The sequence below is a fragment of the Pseudomonas sp. GM55 genome, from assembly GCF_000282395.1.
GTDB classification, from domain to species: Bacteria; Pseudomonadota; Gammaproteobacteria; order Pseudomonadales; family Pseudomonadaceae; genus Aquipseudomonas; species Aquipseudomonas fluorescens_CC.
In genome coordinates this window covers 22490-35245 of sequence record NZ_AKJJ01000056.1, presented here as the reverse complement: position 1 = coordinate 35245, position 12756 = coordinate 22490, and the positions used below count along the sequence as shown (strand labels likewise).

10 protein-coding genes and 1 pseudogene are annotated in these 12756 nt (G+C 61.6%); 9 read left to right on the top strand and 2 right to left on the bottom strand.

Going from position 1 to position 12756, the window contains the following annotated elements:
* Positions 1-34 precede the first annotated feature (34 nt).
* Both PMI31_RS16340 and edd read right to left on the bottom strand, forming a co-directional pair.
* Positions 35-985, bottom strand: coding sequence for a glucokinase (locus tag PMI31_RS16340; protein WP_008019250.1), 951 nt, complete (start codon positions 983-985; stop codon positions 35-37).
* Positions 982-2808: a phosphogluconate dehydratase gene (gene edd / locus PMI31_RS16335; RefSeq protein WP_008019249.1), complete on the bottom strand. Its 1827-nt coding sequence runs from the start codon at positions 2806-2808 to the stop codon at positions 982-984. Before edd ends, PMI31_RS16340 begins: the two co-directional genes overlap by 4 nt.
* Positions 2809-3028: 220 nt before the next feature.
* Between edd and gap the strand changes: the two genes are divergently transcribed.
* From gap to PMI31_RS31890, 9 genes and pseudogenes are all read left to right on the top strand, one after another.
* On the top strand, positions 3029-4030 hold the full coding sequence (gene gap, locus PMI31_RS16330) for a type I glyceraldehyde-3-phosphate dehydrogenase (RefSeq protein WP_007974423.1): 1002 nt from the start codon (positions 3029-3031) through the stop codon (positions 4028-4030).
* A 198-nt stretch (positions 4031-4228) separates the two neighbouring features.
* A complete protein-coding gene (locus tag PMI31_RS16325) occupies positions 4229-4693 on the top strand; it encodes a methylglyoxal synthase (protein ID WP_008019248.1) in 465 nt (154 codons plus the stop codon).
* Positions 4694-4770: 77 nt separating this feature from the next.
* Complete coding sequence (locus PMI31_RS16320) at positions 4771-5298, top strand: RNA polymerase sigma factor (protein WP_008019247.1); 528 nt, start codon at positions 4771-4773, stop codon at positions 5296-5298.
* Positions 5299-5384: 86 nt separating this feature from the next.
* Positions 5385-6350 carry a FecR family protein gene (locus tag PMI31_RS16315; RefSeq protein ID WP_008019246.1) on the top strand — a complete coding sequence of 322 codons (966 nt, stop codon included), beginning with the start codon at positions 5385-5387 and terminating at the stop codon, positions 6348-6350.
* Positions 6351-6472: 122 nt separating this feature from the next.
* Complete coding sequence (locus PMI31_RS16310) at positions 6473-9040, top strand: TonB-dependent receptor (protein ID WP_008019245.1); 2568 nt, start codon at positions 6473-6475, stop codon at positions 9038-9040.
* Between the two features lie 114 nt (positions 9041-9154).
* A complete protein-coding gene (locus PMI31_RS16305; protein ID WP_008019244.1) occupies positions 9155-9757 on the top strand; it encodes a biliverdin-producing heme oxygenase in 603 nt (200 codons plus the stop codon).
* Between the two features lie 161 nt (positions 9758-9918).
* On the top strand, positions 9919-10308 hold the full coding sequence (locus PMI31_RS16300) for a YbaN family protein (RefSeq protein ID WP_008019243.1): 390 nt from the start codon (positions 9919-9921) through the stop codon (positions 10306-10308).
* A 200-nt stretch (positions 10309-10508) separates the two neighbouring features.
* A pseudogene (locus PMI31_RS31895) lies at positions 10509-11789 on the top strand (PDC sensor domain-containing protein); the annotation flags it as partial.
* 102 nt (positions 11790-11891) lie between these two features.
* The gene (locus PMI31_RS31890; RefSeq protein ID WP_443217014.1) at positions 11892-12647 is read left to right on the top strand and encodes a methyl-accepting chemotaxis protein; all 756 of its coding nucleotides are present in this window, start codon (positions 11892-11894) and stop codon (positions 12645-12647) included.
* Positions 12648-12756 lie beyond the last annotated feature (109 nt).

The following is a 12756-nucleotide window of genomic DNA, read 5'->3' as shown; positions in this document are numbered from 1 at the left end:
GAGCTGGCTTGCCAGCGATGAAGGCGCCACGGTCTCAAGCCTGCTCCAGCGCCACTCCCGCACCAACAAGTCCGGAATACGGCGCCGTCACCAGCCACACCGGAATCCCCTTGAAGTAGTCGCTCATGCAACCCTTGTCGGCGAAGCACCGGGCGAACCCGCTCTGCAGGAAGAAGTCGGCAAAGCGTGGAATCACCCCGCCAACGATGTACACGCCAGCGCGTCCACCGGAGGTCAGCACGTTGTTGCCGGCCACGCGACCGAGCCAGCAGCAGAACTGTTCAAGCACTTCCACGGCAATCGGGTCGCCCGCCAGCCCGGCAGCGGTGATGGCTTCCGGCGTGTCGAGCACCGGCGTATGCCCGTCCACCGCGCAGATCGCCCGATAGACGCGCGGCAAGCCGCCGCCGCTCAACGCGGTTTCAGCACTGACGTGGCCGATTTCGCTGTAGATGTGCTGCCAGAGTTGGGTTTCACGCGGGCTGCTCAACGGCAGGTCGACGTGACCGCCCTCCCCCGGCAACGCGGCGAACCGGCCCTCACCCAAATCGAGCAAGGTGCCGACCCCCAGGCCGGTGCCCGGGCCAATCACCACCGCCGGGCGCAACGGCTCCGGCGTGCCCTCGCAGACCACGCGGAATTCACCGGGTTGCAAACGGGTCATGCCCAGGGCCATGGCCGAGAAGTCGTTGACCAGCAACAGTTGCTCGACCTGCAAGGTCTGGCAAAAGCCCTTGCGGCTCAGGCGCCAGTGATTGTTGGTGAATTTGAATTCGTCGCCACTGACGGGGCCGGCCACCGACAGGCACACCGAACCGATCGAGCCCGGCGCCAGGCCCAGCCCGCTCAGGTAGAGGCTGATGGCCTCTTCCGGGCTGTCATGGTCGGCCGTCGCCAGCACCTGGACCGATTCCAGCTGCTGGTTTTTCCACAACGCGAAACGTGCGTTGGTCCCACCGATGTCACCGACCAAAGCCAGTTTCAATTAAGCGTCTCCAGGGCAGAAGTGAAGGCGCTGGCGCCCTGCTCCGCCGAGCTGAAGGCCATGCGCATGAAACCGAACAGCTCGCGACCGGTGCCGATGTTGTTGCCCAACAGGCCCTTGGCCGGCGTGCGCGCTGCGAATTCTTCGGCGTCCACCTTAAGCTCCAGGGTGCCTTTGACGCCATCGACGCGGATGATATCGCCCTCTTGCACCCGCGCCAAAGCGCCACCTACATAGGCTTCGGGGCTGACATGAATGGCCGCTGGAATTTTCCCCGACGCACCGGACATGCGTCCGTCGGTCACCAGCGCCACCTTGAAGCCGCGGTCCTGTAACACACCGAGGAACGGTGTCATCTTGTGCAGCTCCGGCATGCCGTTGGAGCGCGGCCCCTGGAAGCGCATCACCGCGACAAAATCCTTCTCCAGCAAACCGGCCTTGAAGGCATCGGCCAGGTCCTGCTGATCCTGGAACACCATGGCTGGCGCTTCGACGATCTGGTTTTCCACGGCTACGGCTGAGACTTTCATCACACCGCGACCGAGGTTGCCTTCCATCACCCGCAGGCCACCTTCCGGCGAAAATGCGCGGGCAACCGGACGCAGGATGCTTTCATCGAGGCTGTCGGTCACGCCTTCGCGCCACACCAGCTGGCCGTTGTCGAGGAACGGCTCCTGGGTGTAGCGGCTCAGGCCGTGGCCCATCACGGTGTTGACGTTTTCGTGGAGCAACCCGGCTTCCAGCAGTTCACGGATCAGGAACGACATGCCGCCCGCGGCCTGGAAGTGGTTGATGTCGGCTTTGCCGTTCGGGTAGACGTGGCTCAGGGTCGGCACGACTTCGGAAAGGTCGGCCATGTCCTGCCAGGTCAATTGAATGCCCGCCGCCATGGCGATGGCCGGCATGTGCAAGGTGTGGTTGGTCGAGCCGCCCGTGGCGTGCAGCGCCACGATGGAGTTGACCAGCGAACGCTCGTCGACGATTTCGCCAATCGGCATGAAGTTGCCGTTCTGTTTGGTCAGGCGTGTGACCTGGTGCGCGGCTTCGCGGGTCAAGGCATCGCGCAACGGCGTGTTCGGGTTGACGAAGGACGCGCCCGGCAGGTGCAGGCCCATGACTTCCATCAGCAACTGGTTGGTGTTGGCGGTGCCGTAGAAGGTGCAGGTGCCAGGGCTGTGGTAGGACTTCATTTCCGATTCCAGCAGCTCTTCGCGGGTCGCCTTGCCTTCGGCGTACTTCTGGCGCACATCGGCTTTCTGCTTGTTGGAAATGCCCGACACCATCGGCCCGCCCGGCACGAAGATCATCGGCAGATGGCCGAAGCGCAGCGCGCCCATCATCAGGCCCGGCACGATCTTGTCGCAGATGCCGAGCAGCAGCGCGCCGTCGAACATGTTGTGGGACAGCGCCACGGCCGTGGACAACGCGATCACTTCGCGACTCGGCAGGCTCAATTCCATGCCCGGCTCGCCCTGGGTCACGCCATCGCACATGGCCGGTGTGCCACCGGCGAACTGGCCGACGGAGCCAATCTCGCGCAGGGCCTTTTTGATCATCTCCGGGAAGACTTCGTACGGCTGGTGCGCCGAGAGCATGTCGTTATATGACGAAACTATCGCGATGTTCGCGGCGTTCATCATCCGCAGGCTGTGCTTGTCGTCGCTGCCGCAACCGGCCACGCCATGGGCGAAGTTGGCGCATTGCAGCTTGCCGCGCATCGGACCGTCGCTGGCCGCACCGCGGATCAATGCAAGGTAAGCCTCACGCGTGGCGCGGCTGCGGGCGATAAGCCGTTCAGTGACCTCAAGGACGCGGGGATGCATGTGTAGAACTCCAGGCTAACGGATGTGGCGACCTGATTGTCTATGCTGATCAAAGGCCGGTGTCGATGGGATGACAGACGGTTTAATTGACCATTCGGACCAGTTGATTCAGGTCACTCGTTGTAGATTGAACAAAATATTGCCATTAAAAAGGCTTGTTTTCTATTTTTTTGCGAATAATCTTGTAATTCCAACAACAAAACGACGGTAGCGCCGCACTATGACTCTTCGAATCGCAATCAATGGTTTTGGCCGCATCGGCCGTAACGTCCTGCGTGCACTCTATACCCAGGGCTACCGTCAGGATCTGCAGATCGTCGCCATCAACGACCTGGGCGACAGCGCGATCAATGCTCATCTGCTCAAGTACGACACCGTTCACGGCACATTCGATGCCGATGTCCAGCACGACCAGGAGAGCCTGACGGTCAACGGCGACCGCATTTCGGTCAGCGCCATCCGCAACCCGGCCGATCTGCCCTGGGCCGCGGAAAAAATTGATGTGGTGTTCGAATGCACCGGTCTGTTCACCGACCGGGCCAAAGCCGCCGCGCATATTACGGCGGGCGCGCGCAAAGTGATTATCTCTGCACCGGCCAAAGGCGCCGACGCCACCGTCGTTTACGGGGTGAACCACGACATTCTGCGCCAGTCGCACCAGATCATTTCCAACGCGTCGTGCACCACCAACTGCCTGGCCCCGGTGGCCCAGGTGCTGCACCGCGAGCTGGGCATCGAAAGCGGCCTGATGACCACCATTCACGCCTATACCAACGACCAGCACCTGACCGACGTCTATCACGTCGATCCGTACCGCGCTCGTTCGGCCACCCAGAACATGATCCCGAGCAAGACCGGTGCCGCCGAAGCCGTCGGCCTGGTGTTGCCGGAACTGGCGGGCAAATTGACCGGCATGTCGGTGCGCGTACCGGTGATCAATGTGTCGCTGGTGGACCTGACGGTGCAGCTCAAGCGCGAAGCGTCGGCCGATGAGGTCAATGCGCTGATGAAAGAAGCCAGCCAGCACTCGAAGATCCTTGGCTACAACACCCTGCCGCTGGTCTCCAGCGACTTCAACCACAACCCGCTGTCGTCGATCTTCGACGCCAACCACACCAAGTCCAGCGGCAAGTTGCTCAAGGTACTGGCGTGGTATGACAACGAGTGGGGCTTCTCCAACCGCATGCTCGATAACTGCCTGGCGCTGTGCAACGCTGAATAAGCCGCTGTCGCACCCAATTCTGTAGGAGCTGGCTTGCCAGCGAAGGCGCCCTCGAGATTACCTTCGCTTGTAGGAGCGAGCTTGCTCGCGATGGATGTAAGGGCCCCGCGTTCATTCAGGCACCCCTTGTCATCGTTAACGACCATCGCGAGCAAGCTCGCTCCTACAGGTTGCGTGTCATTTCTGGAGTAGCCATCGATGATCGGCATCACCTTTACGCAAAAGACCCTGGCGGCGCGCAAGCGTATTGCCCTGGTCGCCCATGACCACTGCAAGGTGTTCTTGCTGGACTGGGCCGAACGGCAAAAAGACAAGCTGGCCCAACATGATCTGGTCGCCACCGGCACCACGGGGTTGTTGTTGCAACAACGTCTCCCCCTGCCGGTGCAAAGCATGATCAGCGGGCCACTGGGCGGCGACCAACAGCTCGGTGCGCAAATCGCCGAGCAGCGGGTCGATATGCTGGTGTTTTTCTGGGACCCGTTCGAACCCCAGCCCCACGACCCGGACATCAAGGCGTTGCTGCGGGTCGCCGCAGTGTGGAACATCCCGGTGGCCTGCAACGAGTGCAGCGCCGACTACCTGCTCAGCAGCCCGCTGATGGATCAGGCGCACACCCATCGAATACCCGATTACGCGAGCTATTTGCAGGGTCGTGCTTAAACCTTAACAAATCAGTCCTTGACCACTCGAGTGGATGATAAGCATTATCATTAACTCGAAATGGATCAGGTCCTCCCGTGAGTCAGTCGCGCTTCAACCACGTTTTCCTCACCCAGCGCACCTCCCTGCTGCGCACGCTGGAACGGATGGTCAACAATCACAGCACCGCTGAAGACCTCTTGCAGGAAACCTACCTGCGGGTGACCCGTGCATTGAGCGAACGGGCCATCGATCATCTTGAGCCCTTTGTCTTCCAGACGGCGCGCAACCTGGCGCTGGACCATTTGCGCGCGCGGCGCATCCATTCGCGCACCATGGTCGATGACGTGCCGCCGGAGGTGGTGCACAGCGTTGCCGCCCCCACCAGCAGCGCCGAAGACGCCGCCCATGCCGAACAATTGCTGGAGCGCCTGAACGTGAGCCTCAGTGAACTCAGCGCCCGCCAACAGCGGATTTTCATCCTCAGCCGCTTGCACGGGCACAGCTACCAGGAAATCGCCGCCGAGCTGAACGTGTCCCTCAGTACCGTGCAGAAAGAACTCAAATTGATCATGTCGATCTGCATCGGGGTTGCTGAAAGAAATGACAGCAGCGGCAAGCCATAAGCGGTAAGACAAACTCCGAACCGAGCTTGCAGCTTGTCGCTTGTAGCTTGAAACTGCTCTTCAGAAGCCCCTGCCGAGGACACACCGTGACGGACAACCACCGCTCCCCTGAGCCTTCGCCGGCGCAGGATCCCGCAAGCGCGATGGACCAGGCCCTGGACTGGCTGATCGTGCTCGGCAGTCCCGACGAGGAGCAGACCCGCCAATTCCAGGCATGGCTTGAGGCCGATCCGTTGAATGCCCAGGCGTTCGCCAAGGCCCAGGCGATCTGGGACGGCCCGCAAGTGGCGCAATGCGCGCAAAGCCTGGCCGCGCGTCCGGCGAAAGTCACGGTTCTCGCCCGTCTGCGTCCGCACCGGAAACCATTGGCCACCGCCGCTGTGCTGCTGCTCGGGCTGTTCAGTTTCAGCAACTTGCCGATGCGCCTGCAGGCCGATCACCTGACCGTGGTCGGCGAGCGCCAGCACCTGCAACTGGAGGACGGCTCCAAGGTCCTGCTCAATACCAATTCGGCGTTCTCAAGCACCATCAACGACCAGCAACGTGTTGCCCGTCTGTATCAGGGCGAAGCGTTTTTCGAAGTGCAGGCCAATCGCAGCCAACCACTGGAAATCGACGCAGGCCCAGTCACGGCCAGCGTTCGCGATACCGCATTTGCCGTGCGCTACCTCGACGGCGTGGCGCAGGTGCGGGTACAGCGCGGCGACGTCGACTTGCGTGCCACCCGTGACGATGCACGGGTGCACTTGTCCGCAGGGGAAAGCATACGCATCGGCCCCAACGGCTTCGATCGCCCGGCCAGGCTGGATGCCGCCACTGACCTTGCGTGGATCCAGGGACGACTGGTGTTCGAAAACTGCCCGTTGAACCAGGTGCTGGCAGAACTTCGCCGCTACTACCCGGGCTGGATCATCAACAACAACGAACAACTGGCCGATGTCGCCGTGACCGGAAACTATCGTCTCGATCAGCCGCTGGACGTGATTCGCTCCCTGGCCCACATCACCTCGGCACGGCTCCAGGAATTCCCGGCGCTGGTCATATTGAACTGAATGAGAATTATTTTTACTCGATAGCCGAATCCCGTACGTCTCGTTATAGCCAATGCAATTGATTCGCATCTCACCATGCCAATCAGCACCTATAAAGATTCGTGCGACACGGAGCGCTATCGATGTCCTCTTGCCTTACCCGTCCAGCCTCTTCACCCTCCCGCGTGCTGTCGCTGCTGACCGCCGCCATCCTGATGGCCGGTGCTGCACCGCTCATGGCCGCCACCGCCCCCGAGCAGTCGACGCACAAAATGGGCGACTACTCGTTCGCCATTCCCCAGCAGTCACTGGTGTCGGCACTCAATGCCTTTACCGCCGTGACGGGCTGGCAGGTCGGTGTGTCGTCGGAGCTGGCACAAGGTGTGGCCTCGCCGGGCGTCCGTGGTTCGCTGTCGGCGGAGAAAGCCCTGGATCGCCTGTTGGTGGGGACCAACCTGAGCTATCGCAAACTGGGCAATAACAGCATCGTCCTGGAAAAACGCAGCGCCAGCAGCACGCTCAACCTGCAACAGGTGACTATCAGTGCCACCCGTAACGAACAGGATGTGAACAGTGTGCCGAGCACGGTCTCTGTTTATACGCGCGAAGATCTGGACCGCAACAACGTCAATACCATCAAAGAACTGGTGCGTTACGAGCCGGGTGTTTCGGTGGGTGGCACAGGCCAACGCGCAGGCATCACGGGCTACAACATTCGCGGCATCGATGGCGACCGCGTGCTGACGCAGGTCGATGGCGTGCAGGTGCCCGACGGTTTCTTCAACGGCCCGTATGCCCAGACCAACCGCAACTATGTCGACCCGGAAATCGTCAAGCGTGTGGAAATCCTCCGGGGCCCGGCGTCGGTGCTGTATGGCAGCAACGCCATTGGCGGTGCGGTCAGCTACTACACGCTGGACCCGGACGACATCATCAAACCGGGCAAGGATGTCGGCGCGCGCCTGAAAACCGGCTACAACTCCGCCGACGACAGCTGGCTGACCTCCGGCACCGTCGCCGGCCGTACCGGCGAGTTCGATGGCCTGTTGCACCTCAGTCAGCGCAACGGTCATGAGACAGAGTCCTTTGGCGAAACCGGCGGCACTGGCCTGAATCGCACTGAAGCCAACCCTGAGGATGCGCGCACCACCAGCGTGCTGGCCAAACTGGGCTGGGATTACGCTGACGACGCACGTTTTGGCCTGACCTACGAGCATTACAAGGCCGACCGCGATACCAACCAATTGAGCGCCGTGGGCGGCCCGTTCAATGCCGGACGCGGTATGGGCTTCTATAAGTCCCGTACCGGTAACGACACGATCACCCGCGAACGCTTTGGCCTGGAACACAGCTTCGGTCTGGACAGCGCACTGGCCGACAACATCAAGTGGACGCTGAACTACCAGATCGCCAAGACCGACCAGAGCACCGAGGAAATCTACGCGCCGCCGTCACGGACCGTGCTGCGTAACCGCGATACCACCTTCAAGGATCGCCAATGGATATTCGACGCCCAGGCTGACAAGTCGTTTGCCATCGCCGACACCGATCACCTCGTCACCTATGGCACCACCATCAAGCAGGACAAAGTCACCGGTCTGCGTACCGGCACTGGCTCTTGCCTGACCGTGGCCGGCACCTGCCGGGTCATCGGCGCCCCTAGCGCGACCGATACGCTGAAACCCGCCAGTGACTTCCCGGACCCGACCATCGACAGCTACAGCCTGTTCGCCCAGGATCAGATCAGCTGGGGTAACTGGACCTTCCTGCCCGGTGCACGCTATGACTACACCGAGCTCAAGCCGCACATCACCGAAGAGTTCCTGGCCACCGCCGACCAGAGCCGCAACGGCGAAGTGAGCGACAAAACCAAAACCTGGCATCGCCTGTCGCCGAAATTCGGCACCACTTACAGCTTCGACGACCACTACACCTGGTACGGCCAATACGCCGAAGGCTTCCGCACCCCGACCGCCAAGGCGTTGTATGGTCGTTTCGAAAACATCGCCGGCGGCTATCGGGTCGCGCCTAATCCGGACCTCGAACCGGAAAAGAGCAAAAGCTATGAGACGGGTTTGCGCGGCAACTTCGAGCAAGGCTCGTTTGATGTGGCGGTGTTCTACAACAAATACCGCGACTTCATTAACGAGAACGCCATCACTCCGGGCTACACCGAGACCACATTCAAGAGCAACAACATCAAACACGCCACCATCAAGGGTGCCGAGGTCAAGGGACACCTGAACCTCGACGCCTTCGGCGCGCCGCAAGGCCTCTACACCCGGGGCTCGGTGGCTTATGCCTACGGTCGCAACGACGACAACGGCGAGCCGCTCAACAGCGTCAACCCGCTGACCGGTGTGTTCGGACTCGGTTATGACCAGGACACCTACGGCGGTCTGCTCAGTTGGACCCTGGTGAAGAAGCAGGACCGCGTCGACAGCACCAGCTTCAAAACCCCGGACGGCACCAGCACCCAGTTCAAGACCCCGGGCTTCGGCATTCTGGACCTGAGCGCGTTCTACAAGGTGACCGACGACGTGACCGTCAGTGGCGGCGTCTACAACCTGACCGACAAGAAATACTGGCTGTGGGATGACGTGCGCGGCTTCGACAGCGTCGGCGAAGCCGCGGTGACCCAACCGGCCAACCTCGACCGCCTGACCCAGCCGGGTCGCAACTTTGCGGTCAACCTGATCTGGGATATCTGATTCGGTTATCCCGTCGGACGGTTAATTGGAGCCGTCCGGCGAGGATTTTTTACTGTCAGGCGCCTGCTTGTTCGTCTCGTTACCAAGCGCCTCTTCTTTCTCCAAGGAATTGCCATGACTACCCAGGCTACCGAACAACGCCCCAACCTGCGTTCGCAACGTTTGAACCAGATCACCAACGAGCCGCACAGCAAGCTCGATGCCCTGGTCAAGGCCCATGCTCCGTTTGAAACCCAGGCCAGTTTCGCCCGCTTCGTGGTGGCGCAGTACCTGTTCCAGTCGGAACTGGTGTCGCTGTACAACGATGCCGAACTGACCGCCATCGTCCCGGACCTGCCGGCCCGCTGCCGTGCCGAGGCGGCCAAGGCTGATCTCGCGGACCTGGACACCGACGTGCCGGCACCTGTCGCCGGTGCCCTGAAGAATCCGACCAAGGCCGAAGCCCTGGGCTGGCTCTTCGTTTCCGAAGGCTCGAAGCTTGGCGCAGCCTTCCTGATCAAGCGTGCCGTGGGCCTTGGCCTGAGCGAAACCTTCGGCGCCCGTCACCTCGGCGAACCGGCCGGCGGCCGCGCTGAAGGCTGGAAAAGCTTCGTCAAAACCCTGGACGGCCTGGCGTTCAGCGCCCGGGAAGAAGCCGAGGTGGAAAAAGGCGCCATCGACGCGTTCAACCGTTTTACGGTGTTGCTGGAGCAGGCTTACGCCACCGAAGCCGCCTGACCCAACGCGTTCCCCTTGTAGGAGCGGGCTTGCCCGCGAAAGCGGTGGGTCAGACTACGTTGATGTCGAGGCTGATGACCTCTTCGCGAGCAAGCCCGCTCCTACAAGAGACGAAGCAAATCCGTAAGATTTCGATCAGCCCCACATGTTGCCTTGAGCCCATGCCTGCCTCCTCCAGACTCTCCCGCCTCCTCTTCGGCCTGCTAGCCTATGTCAGCCTGGGTATCGGCCTGATCGCCATCGTCATTCCCGGCCTGCCCACCACCGAGTTCATCCTGCTGGCCGCCTGGGCCGCGACCCGAAGCTCGCCGCGCCTGAGTGCCTGGCTGGAAAACCACCGGCTGTTCGGCCCCATCCTCCATAACTGGCGCAACGGCAAGATCATCGCGCGCCGGGCGAAAATCAGCGCCACTGTCAGCATGCTGTTATGTGCCGGCCTGATGCTGGCGATGCTCGATCACGGTTGGCCGGTCTACCTGGCGATTGCCGGGATGGGGCTGGGCAATCTGTGGATCTGGTCACGGCCGGAATCACTAGCGGAACCCACCTGAACAACTCCGCGACTTTTCATCGTTTTAAAGCGCTTTTCGGCACATTTTTCTGCGCAAACGTTCAACCACTACCGTTCGTCGGGTAGCCCCTTATGTAACCTCAACGCCACGCCGATGTGCATTGATCGGCGCTAAACGGACTTAGCGAGTGAGCCGCAACGGCCCACAGCCAACACTTCATCCATTCGCGAGTTCGCCCTATGTTCGACTCAGTGTCCATCCGTCTGAAAATCGTCCTGCTGTCCGGTTTGTGCCTGCTGGGTGTAGTCGCCTTGATAGTGGGCATGAACATTTACCAGACCAATCAGAACGATGACCTGGTCAGTGATTCCAGCAGCAGAATGCTCACCGCCAGTGTGCAGGACCTGCTCCAGGCCAAGGCCGCCGAGCAAGCGGTGCGGGTGCAGAAGACATTCGGTGAAACCCTGACGGTGGTAACGGCCCTGGCGGACCAGATCCAGGACATGCGCAACCTCGCCGCCAAGCGTTCGCTGGAGCCCGGTGCGCTGCGTGAAGAGTTGAACCAGAGCCTGAAAACCGCCTTCGAACGCAACGGCAAAGTGCTGGGCATCTGGCTGGCGTTCGAACCCAACGGCCTGGACGGCAAGGACAGCGAGTTCGTCAGTGACGCCGCCCGTCAATCCAACGAGACCGGACGCTTCGCCACATACTGGAGCCGCGCCGGGGGTGAGTCGCTGAACACGATCATGGTCGAAGAGGACATGACCAAGACCACCCTGAACCTCAGCGGTACCCCGTACAACGTCTGGTACACCTGCCCGCGGGACAGCAAGCGCACCTGCCTGCTCGACCCGTACGCCGATACTGTCGGCGGCAAGGAAGTGCTGATGACCACCATTTCCGTACCGCTGCTGGTGGATGGCAAATCCATCGGCGTGGTCGGAGTCGACATCGCCCTCGACGCCCTGCAAGCGGCGGCGGTCGATTCCCAGCGCGATCTGTTCAACAACGCCGGGCACATGCTGATCGTCTCCGGCACCGGCGTGATGGCGGCGTACAGCGTCGATGCAACGAAAGTCGGCAAAAGCATCGGCGACATCCTGGGTGCGGATGGCAAGGACATCCTGCAATTGCTCGGCAGCGGCGCAGCGAAGATTCTCCAGCAAGGCGACCTGATCCGTGCGGTGTACCCGGTCAGCCCGATTGCCGATGCCAAGGCCTGGGCCGTAGTGATCGACTTGCCCGGACAAGTGCTGCTGGCCGACTCGGTGAAGCTGCAGACAGTGCTCGACGAGGCCCAGCAAAGCGGCACGATCAAGGCCTTGTCGGTGGCGGTGATCGCCGGTGTGCTCGGCCTGCTGCTGATGTGGCTCACGGCATCCGGCGTGACCCGGCCGATCGATAGCGTGGCCCAGATGCTCAAGGCGATTGCCAGCGGCGACGGCGACCTGACTCAGCGCCTGCACTACAGCAAGCAGGACGAACTGGGCGAACTGGTGAGCTGGTTCAACCGCTTCCTCGACAAGCTGCAACCGACCATCGCGCAGATCAAGCAAAGCATCAGCGACGCCCGCGGCACGGCCGATCAGTCGTCGGAGATTGCCCGCCAGACCAGCGAAGGCATGCAGGTGCAGTTCCGCGAAATCGACCAGGTCGCCACGGCGTCCAACGAGATGAGCGCCACCGCCCACGATGTTGCCAACAGCGCCTCGAACGCGGCCAACGCCGCCAAGGGCGCCGACCAGTCGGCCCGCGACGGCATGTCGATCATCGAGCGCAGCACCCGCGATATCAATCAATTGGCGGACGAAGTCAGCAAGGCCGTGACCGAAGTCGAAGCCCTTGCGGTCAACAGCGAACAGATCGGTTCCGTGCTGGAGGTGATTCGCAGCATCGCCGAACAAACCAACCTGCTGGCCCTCAATGCGGCGATTGAAGCCGCCCGCGCCGGCGAGAGCGGTCGCGGCTTTGCGGTGGTGGCCGATGAAGTGCGCAACCTGGCCAAACGCACCCAGGATTCGGTGGAAGAAATTCGCCTGGTGATCGAACGCATCCAGTCCGGCACCCGCGGCGTGGTCGCCACCATGCATTCAAGCCAGACCCAGGCCCACAGCAATGCCGGGCAGATCCAGCAGGCGGTCCAGGCCTTGAGCAAGATCAGCGACGCAGTCACCGTGATCAGCGACATGAACCTGCAAATCGCCAGCGCCGCCGAGCAGCAAAGCGCCGTGGCCGAAGAGGTCAACCGCAATGTCTCGGCGATCCGCACCGTCACCGAAACCCTGACCGGCCAGGCCACCGAATCGGCGCAGATCAGCAGCCAGCTCAACGCCCTGACCACTCACCAGATGAAGTTGATGGATCAGTTCCGCGTGTAACCCCGCCGCCCCCCTGTAGGAGCTGGCTTGCCAGCGATAGCGATCTTTCATTCGACATGGTGTTGAATGCCAGTCCGCCATCGCTGGCAAGCCAGCTCCTACAAAGGAA